Source organism: Luteibacter sp. 22Crub2.1 (genome assembly GCF_900167995.1).
Lineage (GTDB): Bacteria > Pseudomonadota > Gammaproteobacteria > Xanthomonadales > Rhodanobacteraceae > Luteibacter > Luteibacter mycovicinus.
The window spans coordinates 35,621-58,216 of record NZ_FUYT01000019.1; the positions used below are offsets into that span (position 1 = coordinate 35,621).

The 22,596-nt window shown below is 66.2% G+C and carries 23 protein-coding genes; 17 read left to right on the forward strand and 6 right to left on the reverse strand.

The genetic code is table 11. The annotated features are described in order from the left end of the window. Window positions 1-19 precede the first annotated feature (19 nt). The 4 genes from ilvD (at window position 20) to ilvN (ending at window position 5,299) form a co-directional block, all read left to right on the forward strand. Window positions 20-1,756, forward strand: a complete 1,737-nt coding sequence (ilvD, locus tag B5X73_RS18030; RefSeq protein WP_079522818.1) for a dihydroxy-acid dehydratase — start codon at window positions 20-22, stop codon at window positions 1,754-1,756. Window positions 1,757-1,834: 78 nt separating this feature from the next. Further along, on the forward strand, window positions 1,835-2,857 hold the full coding sequence (ilvC, locus tag B5X73_RS18035) for a ketol-acid reductoisomerase (RefSeq protein ID WP_079522792.1): 1,023 nt from the start codon (window positions 1,835-1,837) through the stop codon (window positions 2,855-2,857). Between the two features lie 166 nt (window positions 2,858-3,023). Then, the gene (ilvB, locus tag B5X73_RS18040; RefSeq protein WP_079522819.1) at window positions 3,024-4,817 is read left to right on the forward strand and encodes a biosynthetic-type acetolactate synthase large subunit; all 1,794 of its coding nucleotides are present in this window, start codon (window positions 3,024-3,026) and stop codon (window positions 4,815-4,817) included. 2 nt (window positions 4,818-4,819) lie between these two features. Next, a complete protein-coding gene (gene ilvN, locus B5X73_RS18045) occupies window positions 4,820-5,299 on the forward strand; it encodes an acetolactate synthase small subunit (protein WP_079522793.1) in 480 nt (159 codons plus the stop codon). Window positions 5,300-5,316: 17 nt separating this feature from the next. On the opposite strand, the gene B5X73_RS18050 is transcribed toward ilvN, so the two are convergent. After that, window positions 5,317-5,916 carry a short chain dehydrogenase gene (locus B5X73_RS18050; protein ID WP_079522794.1) on the reverse strand — a complete coding sequence of 200 codons (600 nt, stop codon included), beginning with the start codon at window positions 5,914-5,916 and terminating at the stop codon, window positions 5,317-5,319. Window positions 5,917-5,964: 48 nt separating this feature from the next. Between B5X73_RS18050 and B5X73_RS18055 the strand changes: the two genes are divergently transcribed. The 8 genes from B5X73_RS18055 (at window position 5,965) to ubiA (ending at window position 14,201) form a co-directional block, all read left to right on the forward strand. Continuing rightward, window positions 5,965-6,891, forward strand: coding sequence for a helix-turn-helix domain-containing protein (locus B5X73_RS18055; protein WP_079522795.1), 927 nt, complete (start codon window positions 5,965-5,967; stop codon window positions 6,889-6,891). Between the two features lie 285 nt (window positions 6,892-7,176). Continuing rightward, window positions 7,177-8,535 carry an ABC transporter substrate-binding protein gene (locus B5X73_RS18060; protein ID WP_051944087.1) on the forward strand — a complete coding sequence of 453 codons (1,359 nt, stop codon included), beginning with the start codon at window positions 7,177-7,179 and terminating at the stop codon, window positions 8,533-8,535. Then, window positions 8,535-9,413 carry a carbohydrate ABC transporter permease gene (locus B5X73_RS18065; protein WP_079522796.1) on the forward strand — a complete coding sequence of 293 codons (879 nt, stop codon included), beginning with the start codon at window positions 8,535-8,537 and terminating at the stop codon, window positions 9,411-9,413. The genes B5X73_RS18060 and B5X73_RS18065 overlap by 1 nt, the downstream gene beginning before the upstream one ends. 10 nt (window positions 9,414-9,423) lie before the next feature. Next, window positions 9,424-10,254: a carbohydrate ABC transporter permease gene (locus B5X73_RS18070; RefSeq protein ID WP_079522797.1), complete on the forward strand. Its 831-nt coding sequence runs from the start codon at window positions 9,424-9,426 to the stop codon at window positions 10,252-10,254. Window positions 10,255-10,264: 10 nt separating this feature from the next. After that, on the forward strand, window positions 10,265-11,341 hold the full coding sequence (locus B5X73_RS18075) for an ABC transporter ATP-binding protein (RefSeq protein ID WP_036116590.1): 1,077 nt from the start codon (window positions 10,265-10,267) through the stop codon (window positions 11,339-11,341). A gap of 2 nt (window positions 11,342-11,343) precedes the next feature. After that, window positions 11,344-12,825, forward strand: coding sequence for a mannitol dehydrogenase family protein (locus B5X73_RS18080; RefSeq protein ID WP_079522798.1), 1,482 nt, complete (start codon window positions 11,344-11,346; stop codon window positions 12,823-12,825). Between the two features lie 82 nt (window positions 12,826-12,907). After that, complete coding sequence (locus B5X73_RS21090) at window positions 12,908-13,066, forward strand: hypothetical protein (RefSeq protein WP_156128470.1); 159 nt, start codon at window positions 12,908-12,910, stop codon at window positions 13,064-13,066. A gap of 121 nt (window positions 13,067-13,187) precedes the next feature. Beyond that, a complete protein-coding gene (ubiA, locus tag B5X73_RS18085; protein WP_079522799.1) occupies window positions 13,188-14,201 on the forward strand; it encodes a 4-hydroxybenzoate octaprenyltransferase in 1,014 nt (337 codons plus the stop codon). Here ubiA and B5X73_RS18090 read toward each other — a convergent pair. Together B5X73_RS18090 and B5X73_RS18095 are read right to left on the reverse strand one after the other, a co-directional pair. Then, complete coding sequence (locus B5X73_RS18090; protein WP_303048773.1) at window positions 14,128-14,919, reverse strand: ComF family protein; 792 nt, start codon at window positions 14,917-14,919, stop codon at window positions 14,128-14,130. The genes ubiA and B5X73_RS18090 overlap by 74 nt on opposite strands. A gap of 15 nt (window positions 14,920-14,934) precedes the next feature. After that, window positions 14,935-15,141 (reverse strand): hypothetical protein, encoded by a 207-nt coding sequence (locus B5X73_RS18095; protein ID WP_036116594.1) that lies wholly within the window; start codon window positions 15,139-15,141, stop codon window positions 14,935-14,937. A 139-nt stretch (window positions 15,142-15,280) separates the two neighbouring features. On the opposite strand from B5X73_RS18095, the gene bioB reads away from it, so the two are divergent. Genes bioB through bioC form a run of 5 tightly spaced genes read left to right on the forward strand, consistent with a single transcriptional unit; the run spans window position 15,281 to window position 19,926 of the window. Next, entirely contained in the window at window positions 15,281-16,288 is a 1,008-nt protein-coding gene (gene bioB, locus B5X73_RS18100) for a biotin synthase BioB (protein WP_036116596.1), read from the forward strand. Further along, window positions 16,285-17,505 carry an 8-amino-7-oxononanoate synthase gene (gene bioF, locus B5X73_RS18105; RefSeq protein ID WP_079522800.1) on the forward strand — a complete coding sequence of 407 codons (1,221 nt, stop codon included), beginning with the start codon at window positions 16,285-16,287 and terminating at the stop codon, window positions 17,503-17,505. The genes bioB and bioF overlap by 4 nt, the downstream gene beginning before the upstream one ends. Further along, entirely contained in the window at window positions 17,505-18,272 is a 768-nt protein-coding gene (locus B5X73_RS18110) for a sulfurtransferase (protein ID WP_239708935.1), read from the forward strand. Before bioF ends, B5X73_RS18110 begins: the two co-directional genes overlap by 1 nt. After that, the gene (bioH, locus tag B5X73_RS18115) at window positions 18,269-19,042 is read left to right on the forward strand and encodes a pimeloyl-ACP methyl ester esterase BioH (RefSeq protein ID WP_079522801.1); all 774 of its coding nucleotides are present in this window, start codon (window positions 18,269-18,271) and stop codon (window positions 19,040-19,042) included. The genes B5X73_RS18110 and bioH overlap by 4 nt, the downstream gene beginning before the upstream one ends. Then, complete coding sequence (bioC, locus tag B5X73_RS18120) at window positions 19,039-19,926, forward strand: malonyl-ACP O-methyltransferase BioC (protein ID WP_043691710.1); 888 nt, start codon at window positions 19,039-19,041, stop codon at window positions 19,924-19,926. Before bioH ends, bioC begins: the two co-directional genes overlap by 4 nt. Here bioC and B5X73_RS18125 read toward each other — a convergent pair. The 3 genes from B5X73_RS18125 to B5X73_RS18135 form a co-directional block, all read right to left on the reverse strand. Continuing rightward, window positions 19,903-20,472 (reverse strand): DNA-3-methyladenine glycosylase I, encoded by a 570-nt coding sequence (locus B5X73_RS18125; RefSeq protein WP_079522802.1) that lies wholly within the window; start codon window positions 20,470-20,472, stop codon window positions 19,903-19,905. The genes bioC and B5X73_RS18125 overlap by 24 nt on opposite strands. A 171-nt stretch (window positions 20,473-20,643) precedes the next feature. Beyond that, a complete protein-coding gene (locus tag B5X73_RS18130; protein WP_079522803.1) occupies window positions 20,644-21,588 on the reverse strand; it encodes a pyridoxal-phosphate dependent enzyme in 945 nt (314 codons plus the stop codon). After that, on the reverse strand, window positions 21,585-22,589 hold the full coding sequence (locus B5X73_RS18135; protein ID WP_079522804.1) for an aldose 1-epimerase: 1,005 nt from the start codon (window positions 22,587-22,589) through the stop codon (window positions 21,585-21,587). The genes B5X73_RS18130 and B5X73_RS18135 overlap by 4 nt, the downstream gene beginning before the upstream one ends. Window positions 22,590-22,596: the final 7 nt, after the last annotated feature.

The following is a 22,596-nucleotide window of genomic DNA, read 5'->3' on the forward strand; positions in this document are numbered from 1 at the left end:
GAAGATCCCCATCCGCACGCTGCGCAGCGATGCGATCAAGACCGGTCCCGACCGCGCGCCGGCACGTGCCATGCTGCGCGCCACCGGTCTCGACGACGACGCCATCGCGCGGCCGATGGTCGCCATCGTGCACAGCTGGTCCAACGTGTCGCCGTGCAACCTCAACCTGCGTGAACTGGCGGAAGCCGCTGCCGAAGGCGTCCGTGCGGCAGGCGGCACGCCGGTCGAGTTCAACACCATCGCCGTCACCGACGGCATCGCGATGGGCACCACCGGCATGCGTTCGTCGCTGGTCAGCCGTGAGGTGATCACCGACTCGATCGAGCTGGCTGTCGACGGTCACTGTCTGGATGCCATGGTGTTGTTGTGTGGCTGCGACAAGACCATTCCCGCCGCCGCCATGGCCCTGGCCCGCCTGAACATCCCCGGCGTCGCGCTGTACGGCGGCAGCATCGATCACGGCACGCGCAACGGCTGCGCCATCACGGTACAGCAGGTGTTCGAAGCGGTGGGCGCTCATGGCGCGGGCAAGATCGACGATGCCGAACTGGAAGACGTCGAGCGTCACGCCTGCCCCGGCGCGGGTGCCTGCGGCGGGCAGTACACCGCCAACACCATGGCGATGGTGCTGACCACGCTGGGTCTGTCGCCGGTCGGTCTCAACGATATCCCGGCGACACATCCGTCGAAGCGCGACGCCGCCTTCCGCTGTGGCGAGCTGGCGATGGAATGCCTCAACGCCGATCGCAAGCCGCGCGACATCATGACCCGCAGCGCGTTCGACAATGCCGCGCGCATGGTCGCCGGCACGGCCGGCTCCACGAACGCGGTACTGCACCTGCTCGCCATCGCCAACGAAGCGCGCGTTCCGCTGTCGATCGAAGACTTCGAGCCGGCCTCCGCGCATACGCCGGTCATCGCCGACCTCATGCCCGGCGGCCGTTACAGCGCCGTCGAACTGACCGCCGCCGGCGGCACGACCATCGTCGCCCGCGAACTGCGCAAGGGCGGCATGCTCAATGACACGCAGACCGTCACCGGCCGCAACCTGTTCGCCGAACTCGACGCCGCACCCGCGGCCACCGAGGGCCAGGAGGTCGTTCGCTCCGTCGACAGCCCCTTCAAGCCGCGTGGCGGCTACAGCATCCTCTACGGCAACCTGTCGCCCGAGGGCTGCATCCTGAAACTCGCGGGCCACGGCCGCAGCAGTCACGCCGGACCGGCCCGTGTCTTCGAGAGCGAAGAGGAAGCGTTCGCCGCCGTGAAGGCCGGACGTATCCGTGCCGGTGACGTGATGGTCATCCGCAACGAAGGACCCGCCGGCGGTCCGGGCATGCGCGAGATGCTGGCGGTGACGGCCGCCCTGATCGGTCGCGGGCTCGGCAACGATGTGGCGCTGATCACCGATGGTCGCTTCAGCGGCGCGACGCACGGATTCATGGTCGGGCACATCGCACCGGAGGCCGCGCGCGGCGGCCCGATCGGCCTGATCCGCGAGGGCGATGCGATCTTCATCGATGCCTCGACGCGGGAGCTCCGCACCGACGCGGACCTGGCATCGCGCCGCGCGGCATGGCGACCGGAGCCGCCGAAGGTCACCCGTGGCGTGCTTGCCAAGTACGCACGCCTGGTCGGCTCCGCCGCCGAGGGTGCCGTGACGCAGGCCTTCGACGACGCGCCCGCTACCGCCATCGCTAACCCGCCACGCCGCGAATACGCCGAAGACGACTGCACGCAGGAGCTCATCGGCAACTGATCGTTCCGACGACTCATCAACGGGAATCGCCAACCGATCTGGCTCCCACTCAGACAACGACGCATCAAGGAGAACACCGTGACCGACAAGCAAGCCACTACCGCCCCACTGCAGAACGCCCGTATCGCCGTCCTCGGCTACGGCAGCCAGGGCCGCGCGCATGCCCTCAACCTGAAGGACTCCGGGCTCGACGTCGTCGTCGGCCTGCGCGCCGGCGGGCCGTCCTGGAGCCGCGCCTATAACGACGGCTTCGCGGTCGCCGAGCCCGCCGACGCCGTGCGCGGCGCCGACCTGATCGCCGTGCTGACTCCGGACATGACCCAGCCTGGCATCTACAAGGACGCTATCGAAGCCAACATCAAGGCGGGTGCCACGTTGCTGTTCGCGCACGGCTTCAACATCCACTTCGGCCAGATCGAACCGCGCAAGGACATCGATGTGGTGCTGGTCGCGCCGAAGGGTCCCGGCGCACTCGTCCGTCGCGAGTACGAGATCGGTCGCGGCGTCCCGTGCCTGTACGCCGTGCACCAGGATGCGACCGGTCACGCGACCGAGCGTGCCACCGCCTATGCGGCCGGCATCGGCGGCGCTCGCGCCATGCTGATCGAGACCGACTTCAAGGAAGAAACCGAGACCGATCTGTTCGGCGAGCAGGCCGTCCTTTGCGGTGGTGCGACCGAGCTGGTGATCAAGGGTTTCGAGACCCTGACCGAAGCCGGCTACCGCCCGGAGATCGCCTATTACGAAGTGATGCATGAGCTGAAGCTGATCGTCGACCTGTTCTACGAGGGCGGCATCGCGCGCATGCTCGAGTTCATCTCGGAGACGGCCCAGTACGGCGATTACACCCGCGGTCCGCGCGTGATCGACGCCAGCACCAAGGAGCGCATGAAGGCCGTGCTCAAGGACATCCAGGACGGCACCTTCGCGCGTGAGTGGACAGCCGAATACAAGGCGGGCCTGCCGAACTACAAGAAGTTCAAACAGGCGGATCTGGATCACCCGATCGAGAAGGTCGGCGCCCAGTTGCGTGCCCGTATGCCGTGGCTGCAGGCGAATCAGCCGAAAGCCCCCGCCGAAGCGGCCAAAACCGCGGAATAACCGAGAAACCCTGTAGGAGAGCGCGCTGCGCGCGATGTCCCTCAGTCGCGCGCAGGGCGCGCTCCTACACGCCGCCAAAGGAATCGATATCAACGTGAACGCGCAACTGGATACCGTCGGCGAAACCCGCCGCATCGCATCGAATCACCCGCTCGCCGGTCAGTCCATGACCGGTGCCGACATCGTCGTGCAAGTGCTTGCCGACGAGGGCCTCGACGTACTCTTCGGTTACTCCGGCGGCGCGATCCTTCCCGTATACGATGCGGTGTTCCGTTACAACGCGGAGCATACGAAAGACGACGGCAACGAACCGATGCCGCTCATCGTCCCCGCCAACGAACAAGGGGCCTGCTTCATGGCCGCCGGCTATGCCCGTGCCTCCGGGCGGGTGGGTGTGGCCCTGGTCACCTCCGGCCCCGGCGCGACCAACGCCGTGACACCGGTGCGCGACTGCATGGCCGACTCCATTCCCGTCGTCGTGATCTCCGGCCAGGTGCCAACGGGCGCCATCGGCACCGATGCCTTTCAGGAGGCGCCGATCAGCACGATCATGGGCGCGTGCGCCAAGCACGTCTTCCTGGTCACGGACGCCTCCACGCTCGAAGCCACGTTGCGTACCGCGTTCCATATCGCGCGCAGCGGCCGGCCCGGCCCCGTGGTGATCGATATCCCCAAGGACGTGCAGAACGCACCCCTCATTTTCGAAGGCCGCCGCGAATTACCCGTGCGCGGCTATCGCTCGCGGCTGCGCGCCGTGGAGTCGGCGACTATCGCCGACGCCCATTGCGCGAGCTTCTTCGACGCTCTGGCCAGGGCCGAACGCCCCCTGATTTACGCGGGCGGCGGCATCATCGCGGCGGGCGCGTCATCCGTCCTCCGTGAGTTCGCGCACGCCTTCGGCATTCCGGTGGTCACCACACTCATGGGCATCGGAGGCTTCGACACCACCGACCCGCTCGCGCTGCACATGCTGGGCATGCACGGCGCGGCGTATGCCAACTATGCGATGGACGACAGCGACTTCGTCTTCGCCCTCGGCGCGCGCTTCGACGACCGCGTCGTGGGCGTGCCGACGAAGTTCGCACCGAGCGCACGCGCCATCGCGCAGATCGACATCGATCCCGCCGAGATCGGCAAGGTCAAGTCGGTGGACTGGCACCACGTCGGCTCGCTCGACGTGTCGCTTCAGCGACTGCTGGATTACGGCAGGCGCATCGGATTCAGACCCGACTACGCGGCATGGCACGCCCATGTCGGCGCATTGAAGACCACACACGCGATGAATTTTTGCCGGGACGGCGAGACCATCCAGCCTTGCGCGGTCATCCAGGCGATCAATCGCATCACGGACGGCCGCGCCATCATCAGTACGGGCGTGGGCCAGCACCAGATGTGGGCCGCGCAGTACTTCGATTTTCGCGAGCCCAGACACTGGCTCACCTCGGGCTCGATGGGCACCATGGGCTTTGGCTTGCCCGCCGCCATCGGCGCCCAGTTCGCGCGGCGCGACCTGACCGTCATCGACATCGATGGCGACGCCAGCATCCGCATGAACATCGGCGAGATGGAGACGGTCACCACCTATGGCCTGCCGGTAAAGGTCGTCGTACTCAACAACAGCGGCGACGGCATGGTTCGTCAGTGGCAGAAGCTGTTCTTCAAAGGCCGCTTCTCCGCGTCGGACAAGAGCCTGCACAAGAAGGATTTCGTGCGCGCCGCGCAGGCGGATGGCTTCGAATGGGCGCAGCGCCTCGACGACCCTGCCGCCATCGACGCGACGATCGCCGATTTCCTTGCCTTCGACGGCCCCGCCTTCCTGGAAGTCGTGATCGATGCCGACGCCGGCGTCTATCCGATGGTCGGCCCGGGCGCCACCTACGCCGAGATGATCACCGGCGACTGGATCGCCAGCCGCAACCCGCCGATCGCCTCCACCGCCGAACCTACAGGGATGTTCTGACCATGCGCCACTTGATCTCCATGCTGTTGCAGAACGAAGCCGGCGCCCTGGCGCGTGTGGCGGGCCTGTTCGCATCGCGTGGCTACAACATCGAATCGCTGACGGTAGCCGCCACGCATGACGTGGACGCCTCGCGACTCACGCTGGTGATCTTCGGCGACGACGACGTGGTCGAGCAGATCATCAAGCAGTCGGCCAAACTGATCGACGTGATCGAGATCGCCGAACTCACGCGCCGCGAACACGTGGAACGCGAGCTGCTGGTGGCGCGCATCGAGGCCAGCCACGCCGCGGTCGATCTCTGCCTCGCGCAGTTCGGCGGGCGCATGCTGCAACGCGCGGCGGGTCAGTCGGTGGTCGAGTACACGGGGCGCGCCGACGAAGTGGATGCGTTTCTTGTCGCACTGCGTGTCGCGGGCGAGATCGTCGATCATGCGCGGAGCGGGATCGCCGCGATTGAAAGACCGCTGGCGATCGCCTGACGTTCGGGCGGGATGGTCTACCAGACCTTGTAGATCTTCCCCGTCTCCCGCCCCTCGACCGACCGCGAAAACGCCAGCGCCGCCCGCGCGGCGCCGACCGGCTCGAAGCCCCGGAAATACGGCCCATACGACGCCATGGCCTCCGACAGGACACTGGGGCTGACGACGTTGATGCGGATACCGCGCGGCAGCTCGATGGCGGCGCCACGCACATAGCCCTCGACCGCGCCGTTGACCATGCTTGCGCACGCGCCGGCCAGGATCGGCTGCTCGGTGAGAATGCCGGTAATCAGCGTGAATGAGCCGCCGTCGTTAAGGGAGTCGACGCCGAGCTGGACGAGGCGGACCTGCCCCAGCAGTTTGTCCTGCAGGCCCTCGACGTATTTTGCCTCGGTCAACTCGGCCAGGGGCGCGAACGGTACCTTGCCCGCCGCGCAAACCACGGCGTCGAGCTTGCCCAGTTCACGGTACATGGCCTCGATGCTTTCGCTGTCACGAAGATCCACGCGGAGATCGCCACCCGAGCGCCCCGCCGTGACGATCTCATGGCGCTCGCCGAGTTCGGCCGCCACGGCGCGGCCCAGCGTGCCACTGGCACCGACGATGAGAACCTTCATTGCACTGCTCCTTGGAGATTGCCAGCGGGAGAGGGTACTCTCGGCCGCATGAATCGTCGCGCCGCCCTTTCGCTGCCGCCACCCATGGCCGATACGTCGGCACTCGGTCGTGAGCAGGATCTGCTGGGTCTGTCCGACGAACCGTCGATTCATTACCTCGAGCACGGCTCGCGCAGCCGGCTGATCCGCTGGCATTACCACCCCGCGTACGAGCTGCACCTGATCGTATCGACCGAGGGCACGGCTTATGTCGGCGACTACGAAGGCCGCTTCGCGCCTTATACGTTGATGCTCACCGGGCCCAACGTTCCGCACAACTGGGTCACCGATGCAGGATGCGAGCCCTCGCCGTTGCGTGACAGGGTGATCCTTTTCTCAGAAGCCTTCGTCCGTCGCTGTACGGAATTTTTCCCGTCCGCCCGCCACGTGAAGTCCCTGCTGCTCGAGGAAGCCCGCTACGGCATCCAGTTTTCTTCGGAACTGGGCAGGCAGCTCGAACCGCTGTTCCGCCGCGTCTCCGATCATCCGGGACTTCGCCGGGTAGCCAGCTTCTTCGAGATGGTGGAGGCCCTGGCCGAAGACACCGCGCGTCGGCCACTGAGCAGCCGGCCCTTTCAGGCCTCGGCCGATCCCAGCCAGTCGATGAAGCTCCACCGTGCCGTGGCCTTCATCGACCGGCATTACACCGGGGACGTATCGCTCAGGGCGGTGGCGGACCGCCTGGGCATGTCGGAATCGGCGTTCTCGCGCTTTTTCCATCAGCACACGGGCTACCGCTTCATCGACTACGTCAACCAGACGCGCGTGCAGCACGCCTGCGAGAAGCTGGTCAGCTCACCGGCCTCGATTACCGACATCTGCTACGAGGTCGGTTTCAGCAATCTCTCCAACTTCAACCGCCGCTTCCTGAGCCTCACCGGGATGACCCCGCGCGAATATCGGATGCGTCATCGGCTGCCCGTCGCCGACCTGTAATGTCGCGACGCGTCACGCGTCCGTTTCCGCCGAATCCTCATCCTCGCGTTTTTACGTACTTTATTGTCACGCATCGGGAATGCTGCATCGCAGCATAAAGCTGGTCGTATCGCCGTTTTCCGGTACCGCCGCCGGGGCCTTTTCGCAAGAAAGTATGTATTTTCACCGGAAAACCACGTTGCGCGTATTGGTGAGCCGTCCTCGATAAAACCTATAAACGCACATCCATTTCGACGCGACGGCAGATACGTCACCGCGCGAAAGCCCGCCGCCCAGGGAGGCACGATGAGCGATTACCGGAACCGGCTCGGCGCCCTAGCCGCCTCCGCGCTGTTCGCAGCGCTGGGGATTTCCGCCGCCCACGCCGACACGACACTGACGATCGGTACCGTGAACAACGCGGACATGGTGCGCATGCAGGCCCTGTCCCCCGAGTACGAGCGCACGCATCCCGGCGTGCATCTGAACTGGGTGGTGCTCGAAGAAAACACGCTGCGTCAGCGCCTGACCACGGACATCGCCACCCATGGCGGGCAGTTCGATGTCATCACCATCGGTGCGTACGAGGCGCCGCTATGGGGTAAGCAGCAGTGGCTGAAACCGCTGGATAACCTGCCGGCCGACTACGACGTCAACGACGTCATGAAGAACGTGCGCGAACAGCTGACGGTGGATAACCACCTGTATGCCGTGCCTTTCTACGCCGAGGCCAGCGTTACATACTTCCGCACGGATCTGTTCGCCAGGGCCAACCTGACCATGCCGGCCGAGCCGACCTGGGACCAGATCAAGGGCTTTGCGCAGAAACTGCATGACCCGGCCAACGGCGTGTACGGCATCTGCCTGCGCGGCAAGGCCGGCTGGGGCGAGAACATGGCCCTGCTCGGCACCATCGTCAACAGCTATGGCGGACGCTGGTTCGACGAGCAGTGGCATCCGCAGATCGACACGCCCGAGTGGCACAAGGCGGTCAATTTCTACGTCGATCTGCTCAAGAACTACGGACCGCCCGGCCCGTCGGATAACGGGTTCAACGAAAACCTCGCGCTCTTCGCCGCAGGCAAATGCGCCATGTGGGTCGACGCCAGCGTCGGCGGCGGCACGGTCACCGATCCGAAGGAAAGCAAGGTGGTCGGCAACGTCGGCTTTACGCGCTCGCCGCACCAGATCACCGATCGCGGTTCGTCGTGGCTGTGGGTCTGGTCGCTGGCGATCCCGGCCAGCACGCGCCAGCCCGATGCGGCGCGTGACTTCATCCTCTGGGCGACGTCCAAACCGTATCTGAAGCTGGTCGCGGACAAGTACGGCGCGCAGGCGACGCCACCGGGTACCCGTGAGTCGACGTATGCGAACGCGGGCTACATCGAAGCGGCACCCTTCGCGAAGGTCACCTACGACTCGCTGAAAGCCGTCGATCCCTCGCACCCCACGCTCAAGCCCGTGCCGTACAAGGGTATTCAGATCGTTTCCATTCCCGAGTTCCAGGCGGTGGCGACGCTGGTCGGCCGCCAGATCGCCGGTGCGCTCGCCGGCCGCGGCAACATCGATGAATTGCTGCACACGGCCCAGGGCGCGGTCAGCCGCACCATGAAACGTGCCGGCTACTACGACAACAAGCCGGTCATCCAGAAGGAGTCGCCGTAATGAGCGCGCGCATCCGTAAACGTCCGGAACGGCTGCTCGCCCAGCCCGCGATCATCATGCTGCTGGTATGGATGATCGTGCCACTGGCGATGACGCTGTATTTCTCGACCCAGTATTACAACCTGCTCTACCCGGGTAAGTCGGCCTTCGTCGGGCTGGAAAACTTCGCTTACTTCTTCACCTACCCGAGCTTCTGGACCTCGATCCTCAACACGATCCTGCTCGTGGGCAGTGTGCTGGTGATCACCGTGATCGGCGGCGTGCTGATATCGGTCCTGGTGGACGAGACCTTTCCGGGCCAGGGCATCGTCCGCATGCTGCTGATCTCGCCGTTCTTCATCATGCCCACCGTGGCGGCGCTGGTCTGGAAAAACCTGCTGATGAATCCGGTATCGGGCTTTCTCGCGTGGGTCTGGAAGGCCTTCGGGGCCACACCCGTGAACTGGTTCGCCGACTGGCCGCTACTGTCCGTGATCACCGTGGTGTCGTGGGAATGGCTTCCGTTCGCCATCCTGATCTTCGTCACCGCGCTGCAGTCGCTGGATCGCGAGCAGATGGAAGCCGCACGCATGGACGGTGCGCGGGGCTTCGCGATCTTCCGTTATCTGACCCTGCCTCACCTGGCGCGCCCCATCGCCGTGGTGGTGATGGTCGAGGCGATCTTCCTGCTCAACATCTTCGCCGAGATCTTCGTCACCACCAACGGCGGACCGGGCGATGCGACGACCAACATTCCGTACCTGGTGTACACGCAGGCGCTGCTCGAATTCGACGTGGGTGCCGCGTCGGCCGGCGGTCTGGTCGCCGTGGTACTGGCCAACATCATGGCGGTGTTCCTCATCCGCCTGATCGGCAAGTCGTTGACCGAGAAGGCGTGAGGAGACAGCCATGGCCAAGAAGACCCGCAACCCCCTCGCCCGCACGCTACGCATCGTCGCTTCATGGATCGTCGCGTTCGTCATGTTCTTTCCGATCCTCTGGATGGTGCTGACCAGCTTCAAGTCCGAGCTGGATGCCTTCAGCATGCCGCCGCACTTCCTGTTCGCGCCGACGCTGGAGAACTACGAGCAGATCCTGGCCCGTGCGAATTACCTGCACTACGCGTGGAATTCCATCGTGACGGCGGGCGGCGCCACCATCCTCGGCATGATCGTTGCGGTCCCGGCGGCGTACGCCTTCGCGTACCACCCGACGATGAGGACCAAGAGCGTGCTGCTGTGGATGCTCTCGACCAAGATGCTGCCGAGCGTGGGCGTGCTCGTGCCGATCTACCTGATCTGTCGCGATCTGAACATGCTCGATTCGAAGACCGCGCTGGTGATCATCTTCGCGTTGATCAACCTGCCGATCATGGTCTGGATGATCTACACGTACTTCCGCGACATTCCGTACGACATACTCGAAGCGGCCCGCATGGATGGCGCCAGCACCACGCAGACGATGTTCCGGGTGCTGATCCCGGTGAGCCGCGGCGGCCTCGCCTCGACCGCGCTGCTCTGCCTGATCCTCTCGTGGAACGAAGCGTTCTGGTCGCTCAACCTCACCACCGCCAGCGCCGCGCCACTGACCGCGCTGGTGGCCTCGTTCTCCAGTCCCGAAGGACTGTTCTGGGCGAAGTTGTCCGCCGTGTCGACCCTGGCCTGCGCACCCATCCTGGTGCTCGGCTGGCTGTCGCAGCGACAGCTCGTCCGCGGTCTCACCTTCGGCGCAGTCAAATAAGGAGCCACCCATGTCCCGTCTGGAAATCCGTCAGCTGCGCAAATCGTTCGAGGGCGTCGACGTCATCAAGGGCATCGACCTCGTCGTGGAGGATCGCGAGTTCTGCGTCTTCCTCGGGCCTTCGGGCTGCGGCAAGTCCACCACGTTGCGTCTCATCGCCGGCCTCGAAGAGGCCGACGACGGGCAGATCCTGCTCGACAAGGACGACATCACCGATAAGCCGGTGGACAAGCGCGACCTTGCCATGGTGTTCCAGAGCTACGCGCTCTATCCGCACATGACCGTGCGCGAGAACATGTCGTTCGCGCTGAAGCTGGCGAAGATGGACCAGCGCGCGATCGATGAGAAGGTGGCCCGGGCAACGAAGATCCTCGCCCTGGAGCCGTACCTCGACCGCAAGCCGTCCGCACTCTCCGGCGGTCAGCGCCAGCGTGTCGCGATCGGTCGCGCCATTACCCGCGAACCACGCGTGTTCCTGTTCGACGAACCGCTGTCCAACCTCGATGCCGCGCTGCGTGCGGCGACGCGCCTCGAGATCGCCCGGCTGCACACCGAACTCAACGCGACGATGATCTACGTCACCCACGATCAGGTCGAAGCCATGACGCTGGCGGATCGCATCGCGATCTTCAGCCACGGGCGTATCGAGCAGATCGGCAAACCGATGGCGCTGTATCACAAGCCGGTGAACAAGTTCGTCGCCGGGTTTCTCGGCATGCCGCAGATGAACTTCCTCGAAGCGACAGCCGAAGGCGGTACGTTCCGCCTCGCCAACGGCAATACCGTCAGCGTGGCCGGCGTCGAAGCCACCGGCAAGGTCACCATCGGCATTCGCCCGGAACACCTTCGCGTGTGTGACGGCGACGGTAGCGGCGAGACGATCAACGGCAAGCTCAGCGTCGTCGAGCGGCTTGGCAGCGAAACCTATGCGTACGTCGACGTGCCGCAGGTCGGCTCGATCACGGTGCGCGCGGAAGGCGACTTCGAGCGCCGCGCCGGTCGCGACATCTGCATCCGCCTCGACCTGACGCACGCTCACGTCTTCGATGCCAACGACGTCGCCATTCATCATCCTCCACGAGTCTGACCATGGCCTTCCCCCTCCGTAACGACTCGCTCGACCGCCTTCCCCAGGGCGTCGACGCACCGCCCTTCGACCGCACGAAGGTCACCGCCGGCATCGCGCATATCGGCGTCGGCGCGTTTCATCGTGCGCACCTGGCGATCTATACCCATCACACGCTGTCCGATCCCGCGATGCATGCGTGGGGCATTCTGGGCATCAACCTGCTCGAGCACGACCGTCCGCTGGCGGAGGCGTTCAAGGCCCAGCAGGGCCTGTATTCGGTCAGCGAATACGATCCACGCGGCGAGCGGAAGACGCACGTCGTCGGCGCCATGGTCGACTACCTGTATGCGCCCGATGACGGCACCAGGGTGCTGGACCGCCTCGCCGACCCGGCCATCCGTATCGTCTCGCTGACGATCACGGAAGGTGGCTACCTCGATGAGCACGGGACGTTCCGTCTCGACGATGAGACGGTGGCCTATGACCTGAAGCATCCGGACACGCCGAAGGGCGTATTCGGCTTCATCGTCGGCGCGCTGGAAAAGCGCCGTGCCGCCGGCGTGGATGCGTTCACCGTGATGTCGTGCGACAACCTTCGACACAACGGTGCGCAGGCGAAGCGCGCCGTGCTCGCGTTCGCGAAGGCACGGTCGGACGAACTGGCGGACTGGATCGACCGGGAGGTCGACTTTCCGAACGCCATGGTCGATCGCATCACGCCGGCGACCACGGCGAAGGTGCGCGACGAACTCAATGCCGCGACCGGCCTCGACGATCAGGCGCCCGTGGTCTGCGAAGACTTCATCCAGTGGGTACTCGAGGACAAGTTCCGCCACGGTCGGCCATCGTGGGAGAAGCACGGCGTGCAGATCGTCGACGACGTCTCGCCGTACGAGGATGCCAAGATCCGGCTGCTCAACGGCTCCCACCAGATGCTGGCGTATCCGGCGTTCCTGGCCGGCCACCGGCGGGTCGACGTCGCCGTAAAGGATCCGCTGTTCAACGCGTACCTCACCGCCTTTCTCGACGACGACGCGGGCGTCTGGCTGAAGTCGCTGCCAGGCATGGATCTCGGGCCGTACAAGAAGAAGCTGCTCGACCGGTTCAGCAACGCGTCGATTGCGGACCAGCTGGACCGGCTGTGCCTCGATGGCGGCTCGAAGATCCCCGGGTTCCTGGGGCCGACGATCACCGCGTGTCTGGAAGAAGGCAGGGATGCCCGCCGCGTGGCCTTCCTGCTGGCGACCTTCGACCGCTATGTACGCGTCGGCAAGGACGACAACGGTGAGACGTATCCATTGCGCGAGCCGAATGCGATGCGTCTCGTCCAGCCGCTGATCGACAGCGGTTCGAAAGACACGCTGATCGAAAGCGTCGAACTGGTGGGTCCGTTGCCCGCCAGGGACAAGCGATTCCGCAGGCAGTACGACATCTACGTGGAATCGCTGGAAAAGCAGGGCGTACGCAAAACGTTGGAGAACCTCGACTCCCTCGTCGACTGAGGTTTCATGGGGCGATCTCAGGGACTTCACTTACCCGATCCTACGGTGGTCCCCCGACCTCGTAGCAAGTGGAGTCCCCACCATGCCCTACAACCCGACCAACCCGCAGCCGCCCTTTGCCGAACCGGGCAAGAACCGCCCGGAAGATGAGATCCGCCAGCCCGGCAGCTACAAGCCGGAGCGCGACGCGGACCCCGAGCCGCCAGTCAACGATGATCCCATCGAGCCGCTGGAACCTTGATCGACCCCGGGCGCCGAGAGGCGCCCTTTTTTTTAGACTCGCTTCTGTATGACGCAGTCCCGGCGGCGAATCCCGGCGAAGCGATGACGCGGTCACCGCTTCAGCCGCTAGACTTCACGGCATGAGTCCGACACCGAACAAGCCCGCCCCGCGACGCAAGGCGCCGACCACCGCGCGCAAGGCAGTGGCGCCCGCGCCCGACGTAGCCGCACGCCCCGCCGACGCGTCCACCAGCGCCGAACGCGTGCTTGCCTTCCTGCTCAAGGGTTTGCCTGCGGCCCGTCGCGAGAAGATCCACGCCTATCTCGTCCTCACCCGCATGGACCGCCCCATCGGCGCGCTATTGCTCCTGTGGCCAACCTGGTGGGCACTCTGGCTCGCCGCGAAAGACTTTCCGCCGGTCGGCCCGTTGATCATCTTCACCCTCGGCGTGTTCGCCATGCGCTCCGCCGGCTGCGCGATCAACGACTACGCCGACCGCAAGCTCGACCCTCAGGTTGCGCGGACGGCCGGACGGCCGATCGCCAGCGGGCGAGTGACGCCGCGCGAAGCGCTCTGTGTGTTCGCCGGGCTGCTCGTTTTTTCTTTCGTACTGGTCCTGTTTACCAACACGCTGACCATCCTGCTGTCATTCGCCGGCGCGGCGCTCGCGGCGGTGTACCCGTTCTCCAAGCGCTACACCAACCTCCCCCAGGTGGTGCTCGGCGCGGCCTTCGGCTGGTCGATCCCGATGGCGTTCGCCGCCGTGACCGACACGGTGCCACCGGTGGCGTGGCTGCTCTTCATCGCCAACATCATCTGGTCGGTGATTTACGACACCGAGTACGCCATGGTCGACCGCGAGGACGACATCAAGGCCGGCGCGAAATCCACCGCCATCCTGTTCGCCGATGCGGACCTCGTCATCATCGGCATCCTGATGGGCACCTTCCTGCTCGCCATGCTGCTGGTGGGCACACGTTCGGGGCTGGGCTGGCCGTACTGGCTCGCGCTCGCCGCCACGACGGGGCTCTTCGCCTGGCAGCAATGGATCATGCGCGACCGCGATCGCCAGGCCTGCCTTAAGGCGTTCCGCCAGAACAACTGGGTGGGCCTGGCGTTGTGGGTGGGGATCGTGGTGGCGCTGGCCCTGTAAGCGGCATGCCCGGCGCCGGCGTGCGCGCCAGGGCCCACACATCCACCCGAGGAATGCCGGCTTCGATCAGCAACTGCGCGCACTCGCCCAGCGTCGCGCCCGTGGTCATGACGTCATCGAGCAACGCCACGTGGCGTTGCGGCGGCATGCGCCGTACGTCGAAGGCGCCGCGTACGTTACGCGCGCGCGTGACCGCGTCGAGTTCGGTCTGCGCCGCGGTCCGCTTCACCCGCCTGAGCACGTCGTGCCTGACAGGAATACCCAGATGCCTGCCCAGCGGACGGGCGAGTTCGAGCGCCTGGTTGTAGCCACGGGAGCGCAGACGGGACGTGTGCAACGGCACGGGCAGGATGAGCTCGGGCATCGTCGGCGGCTGGCCGGCGGTTAGCCACGCGTCGGCGATCACCCGGCCGGCGACAAGGCTTCCCGCGAACTTGAAACGGGCCTCCAGCACGTCGATCGGCCAGGTGTAGACGAACGGCACCCAGAGATCGGCCCACGGCCTCTCGCGCTGGCGGCACGCATCGCATTCGGCCACGGCTACCGGAAGCGGAACGGCACACCTCCCGCAGCAGACGTCGTTACGGACGAGGCCGGAACGGCACGCCCTGCAAAGCGCCCGGCCATCCCTACTCTCTGCCTCGCAGACCAGACAACGCGGCGACAGGAGGAATCGAGTCGCCGCGTTCAGCCACGGACGGTATCGGGACGCATCCATGCGTCGCAGGCCGCGTCAGTCGCGCCGCCGGAACATCGCGGCGTCGACGATCGACCACAGGTGGATGATCCAGCCGAGCCAGATGATCCATAGGACAGCCGCCAGCACGAACATGATGAGTGCCTTGAAGACGCGGCCCTGGACCAGCTGACCCAGGCCCGGGATAAAGAAACTGCACACGGCGGCGATGACGTTGCCGCTGCTGCCTTGTCCAGCGCTCATAGATGGTCTCCGCGAAGGTGGTTGTCCCCATCGTACGGCGGCACGCGTCGTTCGACCGTAAACCTGCGTATAGCCGTTAAGGTTGACAGTGTGAGCCGACCTTTCCACACTGCGCGCCTTCGTCCCCGGGATCCCCACCATGACCGCAGCCCTACGCCACGACTGGTCCCGCGAAGAGGTCGAGCACCTTTTCGCCCTGCCGTTCAACGACCTGCTCTTCCAGGCGCAGAGCGTGCACCGTGCGTATCACGACCCCAACGCCGTGCAGGTTTCGACCCTGCTCTCCATCAAGACGGGCGGCTGCCCCGAGGATTGCGCCTACTGTCCGCAGGCGGCGCGCTACGCCACCGGCGTTAAGGCCGAGAAGCTGATGAGCGTCGAGGCCGTCGTCGCCAGGGCGCAGGCCGCCAAGGATGCGGGGGCCAGCCGCTTCTGCATGGGCGCCGCGTGGCGCTCGCCGAAGGATCGGGATGTGGCCAAAGTCGCCGAAATCGTCGGCGCGGTGAAGGCCCTGGGCCTGCAGACCTGCGCCACGCTGGGCATGCTAACCCAGCCACAGGCCGATACGCTGAAGTCCGCCGGCCTCGATTTCTACAACCACAACCTGGACACGTCGCCGGACTTCTACGGCGAAATCATCCACACCCGCGAGTACCAGGACCGCCTGGACACGCTGGAGCATGTGCGCCACGCCGGCATGAAGACCTGCTGCGGCGGTATCGTCGGCATGGGTGAATCGCGCGCCCAGCGCGCCGGCCTGCTGATGACCCTGGCGAACCTGCCCGAACATCCGGAGTCCGTGCCGATCAATCGCCTGGTGCAGGTCGCCGGTACGCCGCTGGCGGGCACCGAGGCACTGGATCCGTTCGAGTTCGTGCGCAGCATCGCTGTCGCCCGCATCCTCATGCCGGCCTCGGTCGTCCGCCTCTCGGCCGGCCGTGAGTCGATGGACGACGCTCTGCAGGCGCTGTGCTTCGCCGCGGGCGCCAATTCGATCTTCTATGGCGAGAAATTGCTGACGACCGGCAATCCCGATGTGGAGCACGACCGTCGCCTGTTCGAGCGCCTCGGTCTGAAACCGATGGAGGTCGAGATCGAGCCGGGCACCGTTCACGCGGACATCGTCGAACGCGCCGACGCGGCGTGAACCGACCGGGCCTCCTCGTCCGACTGGAGGCCGCGCGCGCGGCCCGCGAGCAGACCGGCCTGCTGCGACGCGCGCGAACCTGCGAAAGCCTGGGCGGCGCCCGTCGCATGATCGACGGGCGCGTGCTCATCGATTTCTGTGGCAACGACTATCTCGGGCTGGCCGGACATCGCGACCTGATCGCCGCGATGTCCCGCAGCGCCTTCGCCGAAGGCGTCGGCACCGGAGCCGCGCACCTCGTCTCGGGGCATCGCGGCGAACATGCGGCGCTGGAAGAGGAACTGGCCGACTGGACGGGCCGCGAGCGCGCCGTGCTCTTCTCGACCGGCGTCATGGCCAACCTCGGCGCCCTGCAGGCCCTGCTCGGGGCCGGCGCGATGCCCTCGCCGGGCAAACCGGCGGCCCTCTGCGTCCAGGACCGCCTCAACCACGCCAGCCTGCTGGACGGCGCCCATCTCGCCGGCGCCGAGCTGCGCCGCTATCTCCATGGCGACGCGCAGGCCGCCGCACGGCAACTCGATACACGCCCGGACCTGCCCGCCCTCGTGGCGACCGATGGCGTGTTCAGCATGGACGGCGATATCGCCCCGCTGGCCGAACTGGCCCGGGTCTGTCGCGAGCGCCAGGCCACGCTTTATGTGGATGACGCGCACGGCCTGGGCGTGCTCGGCCCGGAGGGCGCGGGCTCGGTGGCGGCGGCGGGGCTCGATGCGAGCGCGGTGCCCGTCCTGATGGGCACGCTGGGAAAAGCCCTCGGCAGCGCCGGGGCTTTCGTCGCCGGCGACGCCGCGGTCATCGAGGCGATCGTTCAGTTCGCCCGGTCTTACATCTACACGACGGCGATGCCCGCGGCGCTCGCGGCCAGCACGCGCGCCGCACTGCGACTGGTCCGCAAGGATCCGGAAGGCCGGCGCGAGCGCCTCCGGGAGAACATCGCCCGTTTCCGGGCGGGAGCGGCCCAGATCGGGCTGTCGCTCATGCCCTCCCCCACGGCGATCCAGCCCCTGCTGATCGGCGGGGCGGACGACGCGATGGCCGCCGCGCGCGCGCTCGAGGCCGCCGGCTTCCTCGTGGTGGCGATTCGCCCGCCGACGGTGCCTCGCGGAGCGGCGCGCCTGCGCATTACGCTGTCCGCGACACATACGCCCGACCGCATCGACGGCTTGCTGGGCGCCCTGGCGGCGCTGCCCCGCCCCCGGCAGGACGTGGTCGTATAATGGACGACCGCACGCCCCACGCCATGCCCATGTCGATCCTCAATATTTCCGCCTACAAGTTCGTCGCCCTGGACGACCTGGACGACCTGCGCGCGCGCTTTGTCGCGCGCTGCGACGCCCTGGCGCTGAAGGGCACGATCCTGCTGGCGCCGGAAGGGATCAACCTGTTTCTGGCCGCGCCGCGTGAGGCCATCGCGTCGTTCATGGCCTGGCTGCACGAGGACGCCCGCTTCGCGGATATCGCACCGAAGGAGAGCCTTTCGGACGACGTGCCGTTCAGCCGCATGCGCGTACGCCTGAAGAAGGAAATCATCACCATGCGCGCGCCTGCGATCCGCCCCGGGGCGGGCCGCGCGCCGCATGTCCTGCCGACCGATCTGCGCCGCTGGCTCGATCAGGGCCATGACGATGACGGCCGTGAAGTGGTGCTGGTCGATACGCGCAACGATTACGAAGTGGCGGCCGGCACGTTCGAGAACACGGTGGAGTACGGCATCGCCAGCTTCACGGCGTTTCCCGACGCCGTCGCCGCCGACCGCGCGCGCTTCGATGGCAAGACGGTGGTGTCGTTCTGTACGGGCGGCATCCGCTGCGAGAAGGCGGCCATCCACATGGCGGGGATCGGTATCGATCGCGTCTTCCAGCTCGAAGGCGGCATCCTCAAATACTTCGAGGAGGTCGGAGGCGCGCACTGGCGCGGCGACTGCTTCGTCTTCGACGATCGTGGCGCGGTCGACCCGGGCCTGGCGCCGAGCCCCGCCGCATGACCGGCCTGCATATCGAGACGCATGGTACCGGCCCGACGCCGCTGGTGATGATCCATGGCTGGGCCATGCACGGCGGCATCCTCGCGCCACTGATCGAAGCGCTTGCCGACCGTTTCACGATGTATGTCGTGGATCTGCCGGGCCACGGTTATTCCCGCGACTCCGACATCCCGCTCGAGCCGCTGGCATGCGCGCGCGCTATCGCCGAAGTCACCCCGCCCGCCGTGTGGCTGGGCTGGTCGATGGGTGGACTGGTTGCGCTCGTGGCGGCACTCGACCTGCCTGACCACGTCCGCGCGGTGGTGCCGGTGTGCTCCACGCCGTGCTTCGTGAAAGATGAGAACTGGCCGCATGGCAACGACGCGGCGATGGTGCGGAAGCTGGCGGCGGACCTCGATGCGGACTACCGCGCGACGGTCGAACGCTTCATCGCACTCGAAGCCATGGGTAGCGCCGACCCGCGCGCGGAGGCGCGACGCCTGAAGGACGAGGCGTTCTCGCGCGGCGAGCCCGATCCGCGCGTGCTGATGGAAGGCCTGCGACTCCTCGAGGCCACCGACCTGCGACCGCGCCTGCACGAGATCGCTCGCCCCAGCCTCTGGATCGCCGGTCGTCGCGACCGCATCGTCCATCCCGACACGATGCGCTGGTCCGCGGAAGCGGCCGGCGGACGGTTCGAAGAAATCGCCCATGCCGGGCACGCCCCCTTTATCGGACACGCCGCCGCCGTGGCGGAAGTCCTCACGCAGTTCACCGACGCGAATCCATGAGCGACTTCCATTTCGATCGACGCCAGGTCCGACGTAACTTCGGCCGTGCCGCGGGTACCTACGAAAAACACGACGCGCTACAGCGTGAAGTGCAGTCGACACTGGTCGAGCGCCTTGAGATATTCGAACAGGTGCCCGAGGTCGTACTCGACGTGGGCGCCGGAACGGGACGCGGCAGCGCCGCCCTGAAGAAGCGTTACCCGAAGGCACAGGTGATCGCGGTCGACCTCGCGCTGCCGATGCTGAAGCAGGCGAAGCAGCATGCCAGCTGGCTGAAGCCATTCGGCCGCGTCGTCGCCGATGCGTACACACTGCCGGTGCCGGATCGGAGCGTCGATATCCTCTTCTCCAATCTTTGTTTTCAGTGGTGCGAGGACCTGTCGCGGCTTTTCGCCGAATGCGCGCGCGTGCTCAAGCCCGGTGGCCTGCTCACCTTCTCGACGTTTGGCCCGGACACGCTGACCGAATTGCGTGCCGCCTGGGCCGAAGCCGATCAGCACGCCCATGTGGCACGCTTTCTCGACATGCACGATGTCGGCGACGCGATGCTCGCGCAGGGACTGAAGGACCCGGTGCTGTTCGCCGAGCGCTACACCCTGACATACCCGACGCCGCGCGCCGTACTCGACGAGCTGAAGGGCCTGGGTGCCAACAACGCCGATGCCGACCGTGCGCGCGGCCTCACCGGCAAACAGCACTACAAGCGCATGATCGACGCGTACGAAGCCATGCGAAGCGACGGCGTCATTCCGTCGACCTGGGAAGTCGTCACCGCGCACGCATGGGGTCCGCCCGCGGGTCAGTCGCGCCGCGAAGGCGGCGGTGAGATCGCAAGCTTCCCCATCGAAAACCTGCGTGGCTCACGGCGCAAGACGCCGTTCTGATCGCGAGCACTCGCACCGCGCCAGGTGGTCGTTGACCATGCCGGCGGATTGCATCAGCGCGTAGCAGAGCGCGGTACCCGCGAAGCGAAACCCACGCTGGTGCAACGCGGCGCTCATCCGGTCCGACGCTTCACTGCGACAGGGGACGTCGCCCGCCCGCTGCCATGCATGGATCACCGGCGCGCCGCCGACAAAGTCCCACAGGTAAGCCGACAGCGAGCCGGTGTCCTCGACAATACGCTGGCATCCACGCGCGTTGCCGCGCACGGATGCGAGCTTCAGGCGATGTCGTATCAGTCCGCGGTCGAGCGCGAGGGCCGCAAGCTCGCCGTCGCTCATCGCGGCCACCCGCCCGATGTCGAAGCCATGGAAAGCGCGGCGGTAATTCTCACGCTTATCCAGCACCAGACGCAGGGCGAGACCCGCGCGCGCGCCATGAAGCGTCAGATGCTCGAAGAGGCGCGTGTCGTCATACAGCGGCACGCCCCACTCGGTGTCGTGGAACCGACGCTCCACCTCGCTTCGCTCCGCCCAGTCGCAGCGCATGTCCCCACCTCACGGTTTGTCCGAAGGGGGACAAGCATATGAAGCCGGACGCACACGACGATGTCCGCGAACGCAGGCTGGGAACGTGCGAATGCGGGGAACACCATCGAAGTGCATCCGCCCGCACCGACACGGGGCGTCTCCGTCAGTCTGTGGGCAGGACGGCGGTAGTTACCAGGGCAGTGCGTCGAGATCGACATTGCCGCCGCTAAGCACGACGCCCACACGACGTCCGGCGAAACGGTCGGGATAACGCAGCATGGCGGCGAGCACCGTGGCGCTCGATACTTCCACAACGATGCGCAGCTCCGTCCACAGCAGCTTCATGGCGTCGATCGCTTCGCCGTCGCTGACGCGCAGTACGCTGACGCCATGCTCGCGAAGAACGTGAAAGTTCGGTTCGCCGATCAGCGTGCGCAAGCCGTCGCATACCGTCTCCGGAGTGAACGGCCCGACCCGCCGTCCGCTCTTGAGCGAACGCGCCGCGTCGTCGGCACCTTCCGGTTCGGCACCGAACAAGGCGATGCCTGGATCGATGCCGTGCGCGGCGATCGAACATCCGGAAGCCAGACCGCCACCGCCGACGGGAAACAGGATGGTGTCGAGGCCAGGTGCCTGACGGAGCAGTTCGGGCAGCAGCGTTCCCTGGCCCGCCATCACGCGCGGATCGGCATACGGGTGCACCAGTTCGGCGCCGGTCCGCGCCTGTATCTCGGCGGCCGCCGCTTCGCGCGCCGCAGTCGTCGGCGCACAACGGTGAATGATCGCGCCCGCTGCGGCGATCGCATCCACCTTGGCTTTCACCGCGCCCTCAGGCACGACGACGTGGGCGGCAATGCCCCGGGTGCGTGCCGCCATCGCCAGCGCATTGCCGTGGTTACCGGACGAATGCGTCACCACGCCGCGCGCGGCTTCCTCGTCACCGAGTGACCAGACGGCGTTCGTGGCGCCACGAAACTTGAACGCACCGCCGCGCTGCAGGTTTTCGCACTTGAACACGATCGATGCACCCACCAGCGCGTCGATGCGGTCGCTGCGCAGCACCGGTGTCACGAGGGCATACGGCGCGATACGCGCGGCGGCATCACGCACATCCGCGAAGGTCGGCCCTGTCACGCGTCGAACTCCACACCGCAGATGAAGCGACGTTCCTCGCCCGGCGCCAGCGTGATCAACGGCGCGCAGTCATCGCGATTGAAGGCATCGGGCATGCACTCCATCGGTTCGAGGGCGACGGACTTACGCGCGTCGCGCTCCGCCGTATCCGAGGTGAAGACGAGCATGACGCCCTTCTCCTGCCAGACCGCGATCGCCGCGCCCGTCGCCGGATCGCGCAGGCGCGTACGCGCCTTGCCGTCGGTGCCGAGCTGAAGGTCTGCATAGGTATGATTCAGCGCCGTCGCGCCGATGGCCCGCGGCTTGCGAAAGTCGAACTGACGATCCGCCTTGTCCACGGACTGCCACGCACGCGTACCCGGCAACGGAATGAAGCCTTCGTCCGTCGCGATGATCTTGTCGGCGGGCACTTCGAGCTCCCAGCCTTCGATCGGGTTGTCAGAGAGGCGGAAGTACGGGTGCCAGCCGAAAAAGGTCGGCGCCGCGCTGTCACCGACGTTGCGCGTACGCGCATCGACCGTCAGGCCGTGCTCGTCGAGCGTAAAGGTCACGCTGAAGTCGAGCGAGAACGGATAGCCAGGCTGCAGGTCCGGACGAATCACCGGGGTGGCGAACGTGACCGACGTTTTATCGTCGTCACTCTGCTCGTTATGCACGTCGAAAAGAACGCCGCGCAGAAAGCCGTGACGAGCCGCACGGTCGGCACCGACGGCACCGGGCTGCAAATCGTAAGATTTTCCTTCAAAGGTGTAGCGCGAGTCGTTCACGCGATTCGCGAAGGGCGTCATGATCGCGAAGCGCGAGCCCTTGTGGCCCACCAGCTCGTTCTCGTCCCGAAAGCCATCGGCGATGTTGCGCTGCACGCCGCCCGCGCGTGTGGTGATCGACAGCACGGTGGCGCCACGGCGCGCGATGCGGACTTCGCGATCCGCGTCGGCATCGACCAGCACAACCAGTTCGTTGGCGCCCAGGGTGGAGCGCGTCACGGTGAAACGGGACATGGGTAGG